At 33.5% G+C, this 19407-nt stretch carries 16 protein-coding genes; 5 read left to right on the forward strand and 11 right to left on the reverse strand.

Going from position 1 to position 19407, the window contains the following annotated elements; translation table 11 throughout:
* The first annotated feature begins 208 nt into the window (after positions 1-208).
* The 3 genes from CSUIS19073_RS06690 to CSUIS19073_RS06700 are packed head-to-tail and all read left to right on the forward strand — an operon-like array spanning position 209 to position 3931.
* Entirely contained in the window at positions 209-1384 is a 1176-nt protein-coding gene (locus CSUIS19073_RS06690; protein WP_086242642.1) for a glutathionylspermidine synthase family protein, read from the forward strand.
* The gene (locus CSUIS19073_RS06695) at positions 1381-1926 is read left to right on the forward strand and encodes a UbiX family flavin prenyltransferase (protein ID WP_086238058.1); all 546 of its coding nucleotides are present in this window, start codon (positions 1381-1383) and stop codon (positions 1924-1926) included. Before CSUIS19073_RS06690 ends, CSUIS19073_RS06695 begins: the two co-directional genes overlap by 4 nt.
* Positions 1919-3931 (forward strand): 6-hydroxymethylpterin diphosphokinase MptE-like protein, encoded by a 2013-nt coding sequence (locus tag CSUIS19073_RS06700; RefSeq protein ID WP_086242641.1) that lies wholly within the window; start codon positions 1919-1921, stop codon positions 3929-3931. Before CSUIS19073_RS06695 ends, CSUIS19073_RS06700 begins: the two co-directional genes overlap by 8 nt.
* Positions 3932-3945: 14 nt before the next feature.
* Here the strand turns inward: CSUIS19073_RS06700 and CSUIS19073_RS06705 are convergent, their stop codons facing one another.
* A complete protein-coding gene (locus CSUIS19073_RS06705) occupies positions 3946-5595 on the reverse strand; it encodes a glycosyltransferase family 2 protein (RefSeq protein ID WP_086242640.1) in 1650 nt (549 codons plus the stop codon).
* Positions 5585-6718: a non-hydrolyzing UDP-N-acetylglucosamine 2-epimerase gene (gene wecB, locus CSUIS19073_RS06710; protein WP_086242639.1), complete on the reverse strand. Its 1134-nt coding sequence runs from the start codon at positions 6716-6718 to the stop codon at positions 5585-5587. Before wecB ends, CSUIS19073_RS06705 begins: the two co-directional genes overlap by 11 nt.
* 176 nt (positions 6719-6894) lie before the next feature.
* Between wecB and CSUIS19073_RS06715 the strand changes: the two genes are divergently transcribed.
* On the forward strand, positions 6895-8187 hold the full coding sequence (locus CSUIS19073_RS06715; protein ID WP_086238048.1) for a glycosyltransferase family 8 protein: 1293 nt from the start codon (positions 6895-6897) through the stop codon (positions 8185-8187).
* Positions 8188-8237: 50 nt separating this feature from the next.
* On the opposite strand, the gene CSUIS19073_RS06720 is transcribed toward CSUIS19073_RS06715, so the two are convergent.
* The 8 genes from CSUIS19073_RS06720 to CSUIS19073_RS06755 form a co-directional block, all read right to left on the reverse strand.
* Positions 8238-9425, reverse strand: a complete 1188-nt coding sequence (locus CSUIS19073_RS06720; RefSeq protein ID WP_086238046.1) for a CsgG/HfaB family protein — start codon at positions 9423-9425, stop codon at positions 8238-8240.
* An 8-nt stretch (positions 9426-9433) separates the two neighbouring features.
* Positions 9434-10780 carry a DUF6844 domain-containing protein gene (locus tag CSUIS19073_RS06725; RefSeq protein ID WP_086242638.1) on the reverse strand — a complete coding sequence of 449 codons (1347 nt, stop codon included), beginning with the start codon at positions 10778-10780 and terminating at the stop codon, positions 9434-9436.
* A gap of 59 nt (positions 10781-10839) precedes the next feature.
* Positions 10840-11460 carry a penicillin-binding protein activator LpoB gene (gene lpoB, locus CSUIS19073_RS06730; RefSeq protein ID WP_086238041.1) on the reverse strand — a complete coding sequence of 207 codons (621 nt, stop codon included), beginning with the start codon at positions 11458-11460 and terminating at the stop codon, positions 10840-10842.
* A gap of 1 nt (position 11461) precedes the next feature.
* Complete coding sequence (locus CSUIS19073_RS06735; protein ID WP_086238039.1) at positions 11462-11845, reverse strand: YcfL family protein; 384 nt, start codon at positions 11843-11845, stop codon at positions 11462-11464.
* 2 nt (positions 11846-11847) lie between these two features.
* A complete protein-coding gene (locus CSUIS19073_RS06740) occupies positions 11848-13209 on the reverse strand; it encodes a hypothetical protein (RefSeq protein WP_086238036.1) in 1362 nt (453 codons plus the stop codon).
* Positions 13210-13371: 162 nt separating this feature from the next.
* On the reverse strand, positions 13372-13929 hold the full coding sequence (locus CSUIS19073_RS06745) for a metal-dependent hydrolase (protein ID WP_180379414.1): 558 nt from the start codon (positions 13927-13929) through the stop codon (positions 13372-13374).
* Positions 13895-15166, reverse strand: coding sequence for an ArsB/NhaD family transporter (locus tag CSUIS19073_RS06750; protein ID WP_086242637.1), 1272 nt, complete (start codon positions 15164-15166; stop codon positions 13895-13897). The genes CSUIS19073_RS06745 and CSUIS19073_RS06750 overlap by 35 nt, the downstream gene beginning before the upstream one ends.
* Positions 15167-16234, reverse strand: a complete 1068-nt coding sequence (locus CSUIS19073_RS06755; RefSeq protein ID WP_086242636.1) for an NAD(P)-dependent alcohol dehydrogenase — start codon at positions 16232-16234, stop codon at positions 15167-15169.
* A gap of 149 nt (positions 16235-16383) precedes the next feature.
* Here CSUIS19073_RS06755 and CSUIS19073_RS06760 point away from each other — a divergent pair, with 149 nt between their 5' ends.
* Entirely contained in the window at positions 16384-18780 is a 2397-nt protein-coding gene (locus CSUIS19073_RS06760) for an autotransporter outer membrane beta-barrel domain-containing protein (RefSeq protein ID WP_236845314.1), read from the forward strand.
* A 163-nt stretch (positions 18781-18943) separates the two neighbouring features.
* On the opposite strand, the gene CSUIS19073_RS06765 is transcribed toward CSUIS19073_RS06760, so the two are convergent.
* Positions 18944-19192 (reverse strand): hypothetical protein, encoded by a 249-nt coding sequence (locus CSUIS19073_RS06765; RefSeq protein ID WP_086242635.1) that lies wholly within the window; start codon positions 19190-19192, stop codon positions 18944-18946.
* Positions 19193-19407: the final 215 nt, after the last annotated feature.

The following is a 19407-nucleotide window of genomic DNA, read 5'->3' on the forward strand; positions in this document are numbered from 1 at the left end:
CCCCCCCATTAATCTAAGCTTAAATTTTGATAAATTAGGTAAATTAAAATAAAAAATAAGTAGAATATTTGATTGTTGTTACAAATTGCCACACTTTTCAAGCTCCTTGTAATGAAAAAGACTATAATAAAATCATTGATAAAATATAGCTCAAATTTAATTTATTAAAATATAATAACCATTTAAATCAATTCATCAAAGGACAAAAGTGAAGCTAAAAAAGATTAAACCACTTGATAATGGGTATTTAGAAAGCATTGGATTTGGCTGGCATACAGATCTAGATGGTAGTAAATATATCGCTGATGAGCTAGTAAGCATAACCCAAGATGAGGCCGAGAAATTCTATGAAGCGGCAAATGAGCTTTATGATATGTATGTGGCTGCGGCTGAGTATGTGATTGATAATGATCTATTTCATGAGCTTGGAATTCCATTTAATCTAGTTGATATTATTAAGGCTAGTTGGGAAAATGATGTCCACTGGCACATATATGGTAGATTTGATTTAGCTGGTGGGGTAGATGGTAAGCCTATTAAGCTTATTGAATTTAACGCTGATACGCCTACTAGCGTATTTGAGACTGCGATTATCCAGTGGGCGATGCTGAAATTTAATAATCTTAATGAAGCTAAGCAATTTAATGATTTGTATGAGGCTTTGGTGGAGAATTTCAAACGCTTAGTAACCCTTGAGAAGGATACTGGTAGATTTGATGAGTATTATGAAGGGTGGAAAATCCTATTTAGCTCTATTGCTGGTAGTAATGAGGATGAGAATACCACAAGATTGCTTGAAGCTGCTGCTAGGGACGCTGGGTTTATATGCGATTTTGCCTTTGTAGATGAAGTGGGCTTTGATGATGAAGGGGGGATATTTTGGAATGAGAAAAACTGGGAGTATTGGTTTAAGCTTATTCCATGGGAGATGATAGCCATAGATGAGAGCGATCTGGCTCTAATAATTAAAAACATAATGAATAATCAAAAGGCCATAATCCTAAATCCAGCTTATACTCTTTTGTTTCAAAGCAAGGGGATTATGAAAATTTTATGGGATTTATATCCTAATCATCCGCTTTTACTAGAGAGTAGCTACCAGCCATTAAGTGGTAAAAAACAGGTCAAAAAGCCGTTTTTAGCCAGAGAAGGGGCAAATGTATCTATCATAAATAGCGATGGTAGTATAGAGGCTCAAAATGGCGGCGAGTATGATAATGGCAAATTTTTATATCAAGAGTTTGCTAATTTTGCTAAAGATGATAATGGCGATAGCTATCAAGCGGGGGTATTTTTCGCTTTTGAGGGGTGCGCTTTGGGCTTTAGAAAAGGCAAGGATATTATAGATAATTACTCTAAATTTGTAGGCCATATAATAGAGTGAAGCTAATAGTCGCAATAAGTGGAGCTAGTGGGGCTCATCTTGGGATTAAACTAGCTAATACCACGCTAAATTTAGGCATAGATACCAGCGTGATAATCACTCCAAATGCTAAGCTATCAATGCAAAAAGAGAATTTAAGCCTTGATATTAATGAGAAAATTCAAATTTATGATAATAGCGATATATCCGCACCCCCAGCTAGTGGCTCAGCTATGTATGATGCGATGATAGTCGCACCTTGCTCTATTAATACTTTAGCTAAAATTAGCTGTGGGATAAGCGATAATTTGCTATTAAGGGCTGCTGCGGTGATGATAAAGGAGCGTAGAAATTTGATTTTAGGGGTGCGTGAGTCGCCACTTAGTGCTATATCCTTGCGTCAGATGGCAGATCTTGCTAGTATGGGGGTTGGGATAGTGCCACCGATTTTGGGATATTATACTCAGCCTAGCAGTGTTAGCCAGATTGAGAATTTCATAATAGCAAAATGGCTAGATAGCCTAAATATCAAACACAACCTAATAAGGCGATGGAATGGATAATGTATTTAATAAAAATTATAATCACCAAGTAGATCCCCAATCAGTCAAGGAACTACACCAAGCAATAGATCAAGATATTAAAGCAAATGGCGGTGCTAATGCTTTCATACACAATATTATCGCTCTTTGCTCTATCAATTTCATCTTAGCCAAGGCTATTTATGACCTAAAAAGCAATAGTAAATTTGATGTATTTGCTGGTAAAGGTTTGCTAGATATAAATATCATCAATACCCATACAAAAGAGCCTATATATAGCGGTTTGCCAGCAAAGCACACAAACGATATACTAAATAAATTTAAAAGAGATTACGCCCTTTATCCATCGCTATTTTTCTATGGACTTGGTAATGGCAACTTCTATAAAGCTCTACTGGAAAATAAAAATCATAAGAAAATTGTAGTATTTGAGCCTGAAATTGAGATATTTTTCATCGCTTTTCATCTAAATGATTTTAGCAAAGAGATGCGTGAAAATAGATTTATCCCATTTTGCGTTAGCTACTTAAATGATGCGTATTTGCATATAATTTGCAATCAAAAAGAGATTAAATATAATGCTAGAAACTATGGCTTTCACATATACAATGAGTATTATGAGAAAAATTATAAAGATAGTGCTAATAGTCTAAATAAACATCTATTAAATATCTTGCTTTTAAATATAAAAGCCGCTGGAAATTCTGCTGAAGATACCCTTATAGGAATGAAGCATGTGGTGGAGAATATGCCTAAATTTTACGCTAATTATAGCTTAAAGGATATTTTAAATTTAAACTCAAATCATAATAAAACCGCCATCATCGTCTCAACTGGACCAAGCCTAACTAAGCAGCTTGAAATATTAAGGCAGGTATCGCCATATGCGATTTTAATCGCAGCTGATGCGTCATATCCGATTTTAAAACTACACGATATAAGACCGGATTTTGTAACTACGATGGAAAGAATAGAGCTTAGCGGGGCGTTTTTTGATAGTAAGGCAAGTGAGTTTGATAGCGATATAACCTTCATCGCTAGCTCACTCATTCACCCAAATACAATTAAGCTTTTAGATGGTAGAAATGTAGCCTTCGCCCATAAACCTTTGAAATTTGAAGAGGGCTTAGATGAAGATAAGAAAAACTATATGTGTAAAGGGCCAAGCACGGCTCATTTTGCCTTTGATCTAGCTGTGGAGCTAGGGTGTAAGCAGATAATATTTATCGGTCAAGACCTAGCTATGGCAGATGATGGCACCACTCACGCTAGGGGAATGGTCTTTGGTGAGACTTCGCCTACTATTGCTTCTAAAGAGTATGAGCCAAATATAACCACTGCCTTAGGCTATGGCGGTAAAACGCAGGTTAGATCCATCAAGCTTTGGGATATGTTTAGAGAGTATTTTGAGGCAATGATAGATGCGATTAGCTCATATAGCGATGTGAAAATTTATAACGCTACTGAGGGTGGCTCTAGGATTAAAGGGACTATAGAGGTGCCATTTAGTCAGCTAGCAGGAGAGATTATAGGTGGTGGGGTAAAAAAGAATTTGATAAAACCAGAGCCGATTTTACCACAAATAAGCCAAAGCAAATTAAAAACTCAAAGAGAGCTAATAGAGAATTTTATAAAAGTTGGCAAGGATAAACAAGAGCTAATCAAGGAGCTATTTAAGCGAATTAGCAAGTTAGTAGAAGCGGCAAATGCGGATTTGTCAAATGGCAAGGAGCCTAGATATGCGAAATTCTATGAGTTAAAAGAGCGAATAGATAGGCTAAAGGCGAATTTAGATAGCGATAAGATCTTTGATAGCGTGTATATGAGTGCGGCGTATAACTTTTGTTTGCACCAAGAGCTTGAGTTTGCTACTTTGATGGTGCGTCCTGAGAGCGGTAAAAGCGACCGTGATAAGAAAATCTTTGAGTATGTCAAACAGCATGGATACTACTTTTTTAGCTTAGCTGGACTGGTACAAACCACGATCGATACGCTACAAAACGCATTAGATGGGTGGAGTGAGTAACTATATATTGTATTTTACACTCTTTTGATTTTAAATCGCATACCTAATATATTAATTATTTTATATATTTTATATTGTGAATTTTTTACTGATAATACCTTTTCCATTGGCTTTAATTTTTTTGCATAATTACGAATATGATATTTATCAAGATTTTTTCTTAAATTAGAGATATAATTTTTATCAGTTTGACTAATTGAAACAAACCCATCTTTTATAATCTCTTTCATAACCAAATTCATTTTAGATATATTATTAGCATTTACAGAAATTGCATTAGAATCTACGCCTAAAGTTACTGCATATTTACTTAAAGAACCCCATAATTCTTGATCATCATACGAATGAGGTGGCACAAAAGTTTCTATACCTTTTTGTTTTAATTTGTGAGATAAAGCTATATCCTCTCCAACAACCTTAAAATTTTGAAATGTATCAGTATTTTCAAACATATAATCTAGCCACTGGGTTTTTAAAAACCAACTATGACCAACAAAATCAACTTTAGCAGTATAATTTAAATTACCATCCCAACCAATTCTAAAATAATCTTTATTACATTTATTTGGATAGTTTTCTGGATTAACCAGCACAATACCTATTGTCCCATATAGACCTTCTTGGATACACATTTGTGTTAAACAATTTTCTAACCACTTAGCTCCAGGTATAGTATCATCATCAAAAATACAAACATATTGCGACTTTACTTGTTTTCTGGCAAAATCAAATCTTTTCCAAACGCCATAATTTTGATCACAAATTTCAACAATATCAAATTCTTTTAACAAATCATCATTAAAATGAATTTTATAATCTTGCGCTATTCCATCTTGAAATAACAATATCTCTTTTGGTTTTATACTTTGTTTTTTTATAGCATCTAGTTGAATGCGTAAATTTTGCGGCTTTTTATAAGCAGTTAAAACGACACTAACATCAACATCATAATCTTTTAGCATAACGCAATTTTGTTTGGCATAATTGCTATTTTCATCCATGTAAGATCTCGTATTTTTTTGATGTATAAAGTTATCAATACAACTACCAAAATCTATATAGCAATTATTTTTATTATTTTCATATAATTTGGCTATGATGGCTTCAGACATAGGTCCAGCTGATACAATATATAAAATATTATCTTGATTGCCAAAATCTTTTTTAATTTGCTCGATCATCTCATACCCTTTATTATTCCAAAAAGATATACAATCATCGCCTACTTCATAATGCTTTAAAATATTTAAATTTCCTATTTTTTTATTTTTTGCTCTATAATTGGCAATTAAGATAGCGTCTCTTGTTAGGGTGGCAAATTTATCTTTAAATCTTTTATAATTTGCATTAACCCAAAGATTGGCAAAGGTGATATTTTTATTTTTTATTTTGCTTAAATACCATACATAGGCAGCAGGATCGCAACATGGACATGATATTCCATAAAAAATATTATCATCATCTAATTCTAATGTTGATAACAAATCTTTTCCTAATTTAGATATATAATTTGGCGATTCCCAGCCCTCTATTGCTTTAACGATTTTACCACACATAATAGCGCGTTCTCCATCGCCATATCGCAATAAAGCAAAATTTTGTCCATTTTCAATTTTTGACCATATTCTATCAAATTCTTTATCTAAATATATTTTATCTTGCATAATATTCTTTCAAATTTAGAAATTTTCTTACATATTTTTCAATTCGTTGGCTTGCCATCCCATCACCATATGGATTGATCCCATCTATTTTTTGATTATTTTTTAAGGCAACAAAAGACTCTTTTATTATTAAATCATAATCAGCTCCAACAAGTTTAGCAAAACCAGATTCAACACCTTCTTTTCTTTCTGTTTCATATCGTAAAACAAGCAGTGGAACTCCAAAACTAGGAGCTTCTTCTTGAATACCTCCACTGTCAGTTAAAATTAATTTTGAATTTTTCATAATTAATACTAAATTTGGATAATCCAAAGCATCACATAAATATATATTTTTTTGTTTATATAACTTATTTTTTATTTTTTCTCTTACATTTGGATTAGGATGAATAGGTATTATAAATTTATGCTTTTGAAATTTAGATGCGATATAGCTAATAGCATTTAAAATATGTTCTAAACGATCCCCATGATTCTCTCTTCTGTGAATTGTTACTAACACAATATCATCGTTGCTTAAATCAATGCCAAAATCATTCCAAAAATTTTTAGCTTTATTTATAATTTCTTGTTCTAACAAAAATAGCGCATCAATACTTGTATTGCCAACTTCATAAATAGATGATTTGTGTGTCAAATTCTCATTTTGTAAATACTTTACAGATAATTTCGTTGGAGCAAAATGAATATTGGCGATCCTTGCTATCATTTGTCTTAAAGCTTCTTCTGGAAATGGTTCAAACAAATTGTAGCTTCTTAATCCAGCTTCTATATGACAAATTGGAACTTTAAAATAATAAGCACTTAAAGCACCACAAAATGCACTCATAGTATCACCTTGAACAAATGCTAAATTAATTGCGTTATTTAAAAATATCTCTTCTAACTTTGCTTGTAATATAGATTGTAATGAACTTAAACTTTGATTTTCTCTCATTACATTTAAACTAATGGTTGGGGTAATACCAAAAAATTTTAAAGTTTGATTTGATAATTCTTTTTGTTGTTCTGTATTTATGACTAATACATTATAGCACATTGGATATTTTTTAAATTCCAAAATTACCGGAGCCATTTTAATAACTTCTGGTCGAGTTCCAAAAATAAAAGCTATGTTTATCATTATATAAAAACTATTCCTTATTTTTTATTTTATTAAAAACAGCTCTATCCACTGCTTCATCACAACCTCTTTGCTAAATTTATTTTAGTTGTATCTTTAAATCATTCAAGATAAATCCCCATTTAAACTACAAACCATACCATATTTGGCTATAATTATACCAAAAAAGGTTAAAAATGTTTCACATTATATTTAGTGCTGATGAAAATTATATCAAATATACTGCCGTGCTAATAAATAGTATAATCAAAAATACAAATCTAAATTTAAGCTTTAAAGATATATGCCAAAATGGCGGCTTTAATGCTCCAAAAGATAGTTCATTTAGTAGTTATGCCAATCTAAATTTCAATGATTTAAGCCAAAAAGAGATGGCTGAAGGCTATATATTTCATATCTTAAGCGATAAAATTTCAACCACCACGCAAGATAGATTAAAAGCCTTAGAAAGTAGGCTTAATCAAATCTACCCCTGCTTAATTCTTACGCATATTATAGATGAGAGTAAATTTTCTAGCTTTCCTACCTCTGGTGCAGCGCACACCAATCTCTTGCCATATTACCGCTTAAAGCTAGATGAGTATTTAGACCATAGCGTTAAAAAGTGCTTATATCTAGATTCTGATATGCTCTGTCTTTGCGATTTAAGGGAGCTTTTTGCTATTGATTTAAAAGATAATATATTAGCCGCAGTTAATGATCCAGGCACCAAAAAACGCAAGATTAAATTTAAAAATAATAACAAGATAATTACGCATAAATTTACAAATGATTACTTTAATTCTGGATTTTTACTCATCAACGCCAAGGCTTATAGGGATAACCAAATAGAGCAAAAATGCCAAATGATCGCTCAAAATGCCACCTATATCAAAGCAGCCGACCAAGACCTACTAAATGCCACAATCACGCAAGATAAGCTATTAAAGCTACCTATTGCTTATAACTTTTCATCTATTAGCTTTTGCTTTGCTATTTGTAAAGATGAGCAAAATCACCGCCTAAACTGCACAAGAATGGAATTTATGCAAAGCTATAAAAATCCGAAAATCATCCACTATGGAGAAAAGCCGTGGAGATTCTTGCAAAGCTACACCGATAGCCAAAATAGAAATATAAATGAAATTTGGTGGGAGTATGCTAGTGATACTTTGGAGTTTAAAGATGAGCTTTTAGAGATAAAAAAGGGTATAAAAGAGTATAAAATTTTTGCTGCTTTAGGTGGTGAGATTTTACGAGTTGGTGGTGGAATTTACGGCTATTTTGCCATTAAAAAGCTTATAAATAATCCACAAAATGATCTAGATCTAAATAGCGAAATTCCAGATGATATTTTTGGGCTTTGCTGTATTTTAGGTGAGATGATTATCTATGCTAGAAGGCATAAAAAGGGTGCTTTGAGCGTTTTATTAAAAGCGCATAAAATGAAAAATATATTTAAAAAATATAACACAAAAAATTTTCTATAATATAAATTTATTAAAGTTGCAAATATAAATTCGCAACTTTATAAAATAGCTTAAAAGCCTAAATTTACTCCACCATCTTCGCTAAGCTCATAGTTAGCATCACGACCTTGATTATAGCCCAAGCCACTGCCTAAGGGACGACAAATAAAGCCCTCTTTCATTTGTCCTTCTATGATTTTAGCGTAGCTTAGCTTTGACTCAGCCCTAGTAATCTCAACTTCGCCAACCCTACTCTCTACTCTCATATCGCTTGTGCTTTGCTTAGTGTAGCTATCTTTTAGGGCTTTTCCTTGAGAAAAGCACTCAAAGCGTTCGCCGACATTTAAATTTTGTGTAAATACCACATCTTTCCCATTTACACTAGCGATTTTTAGGGGATAAATCGCATTTAAAATATCGCTTGTGATTTTATCGGCAATTTTTTTGTAGGCTGTTTCATTTGATTTTAAATCATCTCCTACGCTTAGACTCATCGCTAAAGTGTTGCTATATTTAATCTCTCTTGTAGCAAATAAAATCACTTGATAATCCACCACCAATTCTGATTTTGTGATATTTTTGCCTGTGAGATTATTTTGTTTTGAGCTGGTTTTAGCAGATTTTACATCAAAAATCATAAGATAATCACTACCGATCACATTTTTAAGCTTATATATTTCATCGCTATTAGCATTGCTACTTTTAATCAAAGCCTTTTCCATCTCATAGTATCCACCATTATCTCTATCTAGGATATTAAATTTTCTTGACTTAGTTAGATTTGTGATTATATGGCTTTTTAGATTTTCACCAAGTGCTCTAAGATCTGTAGAAGTAGCGTTAAATACCACTAGACTTCTTCTTTGCTTATTATCTAGCCCTGGTGCTTTATAGCTTTTGGTTGTTTTTGAGTTTTTTATCTCTACTACTGCTACCCATTTGCCTGTGCTATCTTGATTAGCACTGATAATCTCATAGCTATCAACTCTACCTTTTGTGGCTTTATTTATATGCTCGTTGTATATATCTGTTAAATTTGAGCCTTTATCGCTAGTTATGGCTGTGGTTTGAGTTAGCTTAACTGAGTTTATATCCACGCCTTTAATCTTGCCTAAAGCCTCGATAATAGCGTTATTTATAGCCTCTTGCCTTGTTAATCCATATCCTTCGCCAATAGCTGTTTTGGTGCTAGTGTGAGTTATAACCTCAGCATTTAAAAAACAAGTCAAAAAAGCAAATATAAATAGATATTTTTTCATATCAGCTCCTAAAAATCATCTATCGTATTTACCACTTTTGAGCTCCTTTGAGTAGCCTTAGCTGGTTGGGTAGAAGTTGAAGTAGCGGTTGAGTTCTTTTTATCTGATACGGCATTTGTAACATTTAGATAGTTAGCATATGAGTAGTATCTAACGACCCCTACATACTCCACGCCATTTTCATCGGTATAATCCCATTTTTTTAGCGTCCTAATTCCACGGATATTACCTGAAGCGTTTGTCTTTATAGTTTGAGAAACTCTATCTATTATACTCTCTAGTGCTTCTTCTTGGATTTGAATATCGTTTGATAGAAGATTTCTTGTCTCTTTTATATTTTGATTTAGAGCTTCGCCAGTTTCCCTCTCATCAGCAAACGATACACTAGTGCTTATAAACTCAATTATCCCAGCATCAGCTTGTGATGAGGCTGAGTCTTTGGCTATACTCTCTTGTCTATCTGCTATTTTGCTATTAGCATCAGGTAAATAACCCCAATTTCCATAGCTTAAAATAATAGGAGCACCATTTTCATCATATACAAGTCTAATTCCATACTCTTGTATAAAACCAGCTTTTTGTTTTGGTAGATACTCTACTACTGGTTTGCCACCTTTTGCTTTTATGATCCAAGGGGTTCTATTTTTCATATCTTTTGCTATTTGTCTGGTTTTTTCGCTCATCACAGCGATAACACCTATTTTATAATTACCCCTTTTTGTCTGCGTTATAACCGTTTTTACCGGCACAAGACCGCTCATATTGCCAAAAGCTTTTATAACTGTTTTTTTAGTAAATTCATCCTTTAAAAGCTCTTTTTTTCGCTCTTCTTGTAATCCTTGTGTCTCTACGCCTAGCTCATTTAAGGCCTTATCGACTTGTGCGCTTGCTAGTTGTGTTAGCTTACCTAAAATTTGAGAGATGGTGCCACCTTTTGGCAACTCTTCGAATTCTCTAGCATTGTCTGATTGGTCTGTTTTGTATCTATTTATACTGCTTGTAGCTATTCTACCAAAGGCATCTTTTATAAATTCGCCTTGTAGTTTTAGCATAGCTCTATTATAAGCATTTTGTAAAGACCTAGCGAAATTTTTATCAGTAGGCTTTAGCATTACTTCGCTACTTCCAGTGTAAAATGTCTTGCCATCTTTTGTGATACCATACTCTATGCCAAATTCATCTTTAAACTCATCAAAAAAATCATCCACACTTTTTGGCGTTATATCTTGGGTGCTAGCGTCGCTTATTTTATTTTGAATATCCACATCGGCTTGAGTTATCTCATTAGCTACCTTATCTTCCATCCCAAAAGCAAGAGAGACAAAAACCGCCATTGATAAGAGTATTTTTTTCATTATAAATATCCTTTAACTAAAGTAAATTTAAGTTTTAAATCCTAAATTTCAATCAAATTTCACCAGCTTACGCTATCATTTGATCCAGATTTATTTATTGTTTTCTCATCTTCCCAATATACTAGACCTGAGTTTAAATCAGTCAATCCTAGTAAGAATAGATACTCCACCTTTATTTTGCCATTGCTTAGCTTGATATTGTCTTGACGAATTTTACCAAATAAAGAAAAATCAGGAGAGACTAGAGTGCCCTTTTTGGCTATTGTTTTTTGGTTAAACTCATCATTATCCCTCAGACCCCTAACATCTTCACTCATAGAGTCCAAAGCCCCACCAGAAGCCACGGCAGAGGTTAATATAAATTTGCCCGATCTTCTCATAGCTTGAGTTATCTTTCTAGTTAGTTTTTCTGTATCTAGTCTAAGTGCGGTATCATTAACGATACGCCCCATTGCTACAACCTTTCTTACGCCTGGCTTTTGATTTACAAGGGCTGGATCGCTAAGTAAGCTATTTATCATACTCTCAGCTGCTAGCTCAAAATCCTCATTGCTTAATCCAAGCGTGATTGTATCTCCTTGATTGATTTTACCACTATTGTCTGTATAAAATGGCTGATTTGTACATCCACTAAGCAACAAAGTTGCCGCCACAACGCTGATTAAAGTAAATTTTCTCATCTTATAACCCCTTTGTAGTTAGATAAATTTTAAAACTCTTAGCTCTTTTATCTTGAGCTACTTTGCTTATGGAAATTTGGCGATAAGCATTAAGTCGTAATACCTTATAGCTCTCATCAATTGAATTTCTTAGCTCAAATCCACTCTCATCTAGCCAAGCCACTCTATAAGCCAAATCCATATCTTTAGTGCTTTTTAATATGATTTGAAACTCCAATAATCCAAGCTCATTAAATCGTTGATTTATATCTTGGATTATATCTTTATCTATGGCTTCTAAGCTTACTAAATTTGAGCTATAGCCTTGATTTTCTAATCTTATGTCGCTATTTCCAGCACAGCCAAAAAGCATAGCACAAACCAAAAACATTGCTATTTTTTTCATTTTTACCTCTGTATTATAATGGATTTTATCATATTTTTATCTGTTGAGCGTAGCCATATCAAAGCATCTTTTGTCCTATCTATTTTAGCGGTATCTATAACCTTACCACTACTATCTTTAATAGTATATGAGCCGCTATTTTCTACCATAGCGATACTTGCTATTTTAGGTAGTGTTTGCCATGACCTAGTATCTGCTTTATTTGTAGCTGATACTAAAAGGCTTGTAGCTAAAGATGCTACACCACCAACCTCGCTTGCTACAACACCGCTAGCTGTGGATTTAGCTACCATTGATAGTATGGATTTAGTAACTATCCAAGGGAGTTCTATTTTAAATTCAGTAGCAAAAATATTATCAAAATTGCTAATTTGAGTTGCTTTAATCCCATTTATGCTTATATCTTTATAGCTAAACTCACGCTTTTTAAGCGTTGGCAAGGATAAGTTCAAAGTCGCAACCCCATCGCCAATCATATATGGAATATTTATAGCAAATTCATCTTTTATAGTCCCAAGACCATCTTCATAGGCTAAAAATATATATCTTTTGCCACTATCTTTTATGCTTTTGGCTCTATTTTGTAATCTCTTATTTATAGTTGATACTAATCTATTTTTAGGATTAGCTATAGCTATTTCACGGAATTTATCTGCTGAGTTTTTATAATCCTTATCTAAATAAAAAAACACAGAAGCTGCGTAGGTAGCATATGGATTAATGAATACTTCGCTAGTTTTAAACTCTTTAAAAAGCCCAGAATATTCATCATATACTAATTTAGTATTTTTTAAATTCTCCTTATAATTTGGATCATTTTTTCTATTTTTAGCTAGTTCATCTTTAGCGGCTTTGATTTGTGGGGCGAAATAGTCTTTAGCTCTATCTTGGCGGATTAAGGCACGATTAAACTCCACTCTAGCACTCTCAAAGTCATTTAAACTCATAAAATTAAGCCCCTTATAGACATTTACCATTATTCTTTCATACAAATTCCCATCATAATCAGTAAATGTATCATTTAAAAGCACTCCAACAAGATTTTTAAGAGCCTTATTACCAGCACTCTCTAAATCCACATCATACTTATACCTATCTTCTGCAATATCTAAAAGCTCATTGCTAAGTGCGAAATTTTGGCAAATTCTTGCGATAGAACCTGCGTTTATAGCTGTATAAATCGGATCTTTTCCATCCTTTGCTCTTTGTAGCTCACTATCAAAATAGCTTTGCTCTAAGCAATCTAGTGAGCTAAATTTATTTGTATAATCAGCCGGTTTCATAGCTATGGATAACGCATTAGGCACAGCACAACCACTAAATCCAAGCACAATTGCTAAAAATAAGATAGCAAATTTTGCCATATTTTAACTATCCTTTTAATATTTTTTCTTAAAAGTATATTTTTACAAAGCAAATCAATGGTAAATTATGTATTAAATTTATATTAATTAATTATATTACTTTTGTTATATTTTTATAGATTAAGTATTTAATTAAATAGCACTACAACTATATAAATTCCATTAAACTAAATTTAAAATCTTAATAATATTAGCCATATCAATATCAAATCCCAAAACCATAGCCCCAAGCACTCCATCAACCATCAAAACACTAGGCAAAACCAGAGTTAATTCAAGCTTTGAGCCAGTTTTGATGGCGTAGTTTTTAGGCAAAATTCTAGCTACAAATTTCCTTTTAAAAGGGTAAAAATATCCATAAATTCCACTCGGCGTTAGCATATCCCCTAAATGATGGATAATCATTCCAAAGCCTATAGCTCCAAGTGCCAAATAGCCAAAAATAGCCCACGCTACAAACAGCAAAACTGGAATAAAAAGAAAATGAGTAGGACCTCGGTGGGTAAAAAATGTCGCCGCTACCCTAGAAATTAGCGGAAATTTACGCGAAATAAAACTCCTAGGCTCATCAATATCAGGCAATACAGAGCCTAGTAAAATCAGTCCAAAAATATAGATATTTTCAGCTCTATCCACAGCCCCCACAAAACAAATCGCCCCCAAAGCCCCAAGTGCAAGATGAGTTTTAAATGTCAAGCTTCTCTCCAATCCATAGCCCACAAACCGCAGCTATAAGCACACCAAAACTAAATATAAATGATAGCTTAAAATAGTCTAAAAGCTTGATATTCACTCCACGCAATTTTAAACTAACAAGCCATAAAAGTGTCGCTAAAGAGCCAATGGGAGTGAGCTTAGAGCCGATATTGCACCCTAAAAGATGAGAATACACAAGCCCCATATCCGCCCCAAAATCCCTAAGTGCCAAATCCCCTAGCATAACCATAGGAAGATTATTTATAAGTGCTGAGCCAATACTAGATCCAACTGCTATGCCAAGCATAGAGGTAAATCTATCCAAATTTGCTAGAGTATGGATATTTAAGCGTAAAAACTCTAAAATTCCAGCCATTCCCACGCCATAAACCATCACAAAAAGCCCAATGCTAAAAATCACTACCCCAAATGGAGCCTTGCTAAAAAGCTCGAATTTACCGCCCTTTTGCATCATTATAGCAATCACCGCTACAATCAATATAAATCCACTAATAGGCAGCCCCATCGCCCCAAAAATCGCACTCCCAAAAGGCAAAGAAATCAATAATCCAAAAGCGATTATAAAATCAAATTTACCCATTTGCCTACTTGGTAAATGAAACTTTAAAACCTTAGGTAACTTCCTAATCAAAATCGCCCAAAATATCACACACGCAGCTATAAAAGCAAAGCATTGAGCCAAAATCATAGAGCCAAAATACTCACCAAAAGAGATATTAAAAAGCTTAGCGGTGATGATATTTGTAAGGTTTGAGATGATTAAGCCATTTGAGCCAAAATCGCTTAAAAATCCAAAAAATATTAAAAATGCCACCAAAGGAGAGCTAAATTCTTGATTTGCCTTAGAAAAGATAGCAAATATCAGTGGCGTAAGCACCAAAATCGCCCCATCATTTGCTAAAAATGTAGCCACAAACAGCCCAAAAACCATCATAATAGCAAAAAATTTAAGCGTATTAATCTTATAGCCATCACTATATCTAGCACAAGATAGTATAATCTTACTAGCTAAGGTATCAAAAAAGCCCATCTTTTCTAACGCCATAGCGATGATAATAAGCCCTACTAATACAAAAGTAGAGTCCCACACCATCGCTAAGACCTTAAAAGTATCTGCTAAACTAATCACGCCAAATATCAGCGTAGCAAATCCCCCAAGAGCCGCACTAGCCCACACAGGCACTCTAAACGCTCTAGTGTAGATCATAAGCATAGAGATAGTAAAGATTATAAACGCCATTTAAGCCTTCATATCAATCACATAGCGAAACTCTCCAGAGCCGTTTGTCAGCTTCTCATACACTTCATCGATTTGCGATGGACTAATCAAAATAGTCTCAGGGTAAATTTCATTTTCAAGCGAAAAATCCATCATCTCTTGAGTCTCACTAATCCCACCAATTAGTGAGCCATAGACCTTCTTACCAGCTTTATGCACTAGCTCAATAACGCTTATGCTAGGCGCTATCTCATAAGGCGGAAGTCCTACAATAGCCAACTCTCCGCCAAATTTAAGCAGATCTATATAATCTCCTATATTATATGAAGTTGGAATAGTAGAGATGATGAGATTAAATCGCTCTTTTATCTGATTTTGGTCTGTTGAAGTATAAAAATTTGTAGCGCCAAGCTCTAAGGCTTGAGATTTTTTCTTATCATTTCTAGCAAATACACTAACTTCAGCGCCCATTTTAACAGCGTATTTTAAAGCCATCATTCCAAGACCGCCAAATCCAGCCACACCTACCTTATCCCCGGCTTTTATCTTAGAAAATTTAAGCGGCGAATATGTCGTAATCCCTGCGCACAATAAAGGGGCAACCTTATCCAAAGGAGCATTTTTAGGCACTTTAATGGCAAATTTTTCACTCACAACTATATTATTAGAGTATCCGCCATATGTGTTTTCATTATTGTGGAAATAATCAGTAGAATTATAGGTATAAACTGTCTTACCACTTTGACAAAACTGCTCCTTGCTAGCCAGACACGCCTCACACTCCCCACAGCTATTTACCATACAGCCAACCCCAGCATAATCGCCAATTTTAAATTTGCTCACATTTTTACCAACTGCGACTACTCGTCCAACTATCTCATGCCCTGGAACGCACGGATACATAGTACCACCCCACTCATCTTTGGCCGTGTGTATATCACTATGGCATATACCAGAATACAAAATTTCAATCAAAATATCCCCATCACCCAAGCTATGGCGAGTAAATTCAAAAGGGGTAAATTTAGAATCCTTAGATAGCATCGCATAGCCCTTAGCTGGGATTTTACCTACAAAAACACTGCTCATATTAATCCTTTAATCAAATTTTGGCAAATTCTACCCAAATTTATTAATATTTGAGTTAAGCAAAGAAAATTTAAATTCAATTATTATTTAAATAATATTTAATAATAATTATATATAATACCAAACTAGTCTTATTTTTAGGAGATATTATGAAATTATCACTTATTGCATCAAGTGCAATAATCAGTTTAGGATTGGTAAGCAATGCTAATGCTAAATACATATATCCAAATCAAGGTGATTTGGAAGATTACTTTGATGTGCGTATAGCTAATGATACCGCAAGTATGACGATAAAGGATACTTATACAAACGAAGCGTTAAATATCCAAAGCAATGTAAATGATTTTGTCGTAGATAAAATAAATAAAGAAAATACATTTACATATATCAATGTAGGCACTCACTCACTTGATATAGAAAACATACGAGATAGTGAGCTAGCAGATACAGCATCTAGAATGTATAATGCAAACCTTAGCGCTTCTAATGTCAATTTAAAAGATATGAGTTTGGAGTACTATAAAAATGCAAATTCAATAAATGCAAATGTGAAAATAAGTAACGATCCGCAATCCAATACTTCAAACTCCTCTATTTTAGTCATAAGTAGCTTGTCAAATGACAGCTCTAATGCTTCCTTAAACATAGCTGGAGCTTTAGAGGCTAGTAAAACTAAATTTGAAGGAGCAGCTACTAATGGAAATTTGAACTTTAATGTTGGAAATAAAGCAAATATCACAGATTCTAGATTTTTAGTGCTAAATAGGGATTTAGGCAATCTAGCATTAAATAAATTTACATTTATGAGTGCAGAAAACTTCAATGAAGATATAACCACCAAAAATACAGCTGGAGCTAGCTTTTTTAAGAGAATTGATGAAGTTTTTAGTAAAGAACTCGCAGATAAATTCTCATCAATAACAAATGGTAGCTACCTTACTAGAATGGATTTAAAAGACTTAGTAGAGTATAAACTAAGCGTAGAAAAAGATGGAAATAAAGAGTATCTTATCATTAGCGGTGGTCCAACTAGCAAAATAAATAGCATAAAAGCCATACTTGAAACTGAAAAAGAGTATCTAAATGCTGTGATTAAAGACTATGATTTAGAAGAAAATGCCAAATTCAATCCAGTTATGAAAGATAGCTTAGAAAACCTAAAAACACAAATTGCCAATAAAGATAATCTTATTTCTAAGATAAATAGTAGCGGTGGTGATGAAAGCAAGCTAAGCACACAAGAAAAGATGGAAGCGATCGGAATTGAGATTACTCAAACTTCTAAATTTATATTTGAAAAAGTATCTAGCCTACAAACTAGACAAGCAAATGGCTATAAACTACTTCTTACCACAGGAGTAGTTGGCGGAGCGAACAATACTAAAAAAATATCTAATTCTATGCAAACATCAGGAAATATAGATGAGTCCAAAAATATATTTGATAGCCTAGTAGCTTCTAATATCGACCCTTCGATCGGCGTAAAAGCAATTACAGATGAAAACTTCTTTAAAAATGTTAGAGATAGCTCTAAAGGCAATATAAATATCTTAAATACTGGAAGTAGCATAAATAGTGCTATTAATATATCAAATGATATGAGTATAAACAAAAGAGTAGCAAGTATAAATAACCCTTATAATAGCGTAAAATTTGCTAATATACTTAAATCTACTCTTTTAGCAAATAGTGCAAATGTAGCAAGCGATGCTATCTATGACTACTATGGGGTAAGCAGCTATGACAATAGCGTATGGGCAAATACATTTGGCGGTGTAAATATCATAGATGGAAATAGCGGTGGGCTATATGGTATTAGCGTAGGTGCTGATAGGCAATTTAATGATAATTTGCTTCTTGGTGTATATGCTACTTATGCAAACTCAAATATCAAAGATAAGCTAAACGAACAAGAAGTAAATAACTATCAAATAGGTATTTATAGCTCTTATAGATTTGACTCTTATGAGATAAATTCTAAGCTTTACGGACAAATAGGGGATACAAAGCAAGATATAAGCTTAGCTGGAAATGTAAATAGCTCAAATTTTAATAGAAAATTTGCTGGATTTAGTTCCAATATCGGCAAGATCTTTAGCGTAAGCAACGATCTATTTTTAAAACCTTTTGTAGGAGCAAACTACTACTATAGCTATACGCCTAACTACACAGAATCTGGTGCTTTATCAAGAAAGGTAAGATCTAATACTAATAACTCTGTTAGTTTAGAGCTTGGTCTAGAGAGTAGAAAATACTTTAGCCAAGACTCATATATATTTATCGCGCCTAAAATAGAGCAATATATAACCAATAATGGCGATGACTACGTAGCAAGCTTTGTGGGTTCAAATACCGCATTTTCTATCAAAGGAGATGATAAGAAAAAGACTTATGGGCAATTAATCATAGGTGGAAATGTCGCTTTAAATGATAGACTAAGTTTAGATGCTGGAGTTGGAGCTAAGCAAATTTTAGCCGGAAAAGTAGATTCTAAAAATGAAACCTATCTAAGCGGTAATATAGAGGTTAAATATAAATTTTAATTTTTATTGCGTATAAGGGGCTTAATTGCCCCTTGATTTAGCATTATTTCGCGCAGGCTAGCAATATAACTTCAATTTATAAATTGATTTTTATAATTTCTACCCTATCGCAAAAAAGAGATTAATTTTTGCTATGATGAGGAGATATTTTAGCTTTTTGATCTTAGCTCACAACAGAACCTAAAATTGAAAAAGCTATAATAATAATGATAAAAGCTACAATCGGCACTGCGATACCTACATAAATAGCCCATTTAGCCACGCTAGACATCTGATTAAAAACCATTTCATTATTCATATCCAAGGCTTTTTCAAAGAGTTTTATCACTAAATACTTACCAAAAATAGGAACATAAAACCCAATAAGAAAGTTTATCACAGGGATCCAGCCAAGACAAATACAAGCTATCAAATATATCAAGCCTTCTTTGTTTAGTTTTCTATAAAATAAAAACTACCCACCAAAAATAAGTCCCCACCACGACCAAGTAGGTTCAAATTTAAGCCTAGGTCTCATTCCAGCTTTAAAAAACTTCTCAGCTGCCGTGGCATAAATCTCCACCTTTTGTGGAGTGTCTAAAAATTTGCCAAGCTCTTGCCTTAAAAGCTCGGGATTTTCAAATACAG

The organism is Campylobacter sp. RM19073 (genome assembly GCF_024723495.1).
Taxonomy (GTDB): domain Bacteria; phylum Campylobacterota; class Campylobacteria; order Campylobacterales; family Campylobacteraceae; genus Campylobacter; species Campylobacter porcelli.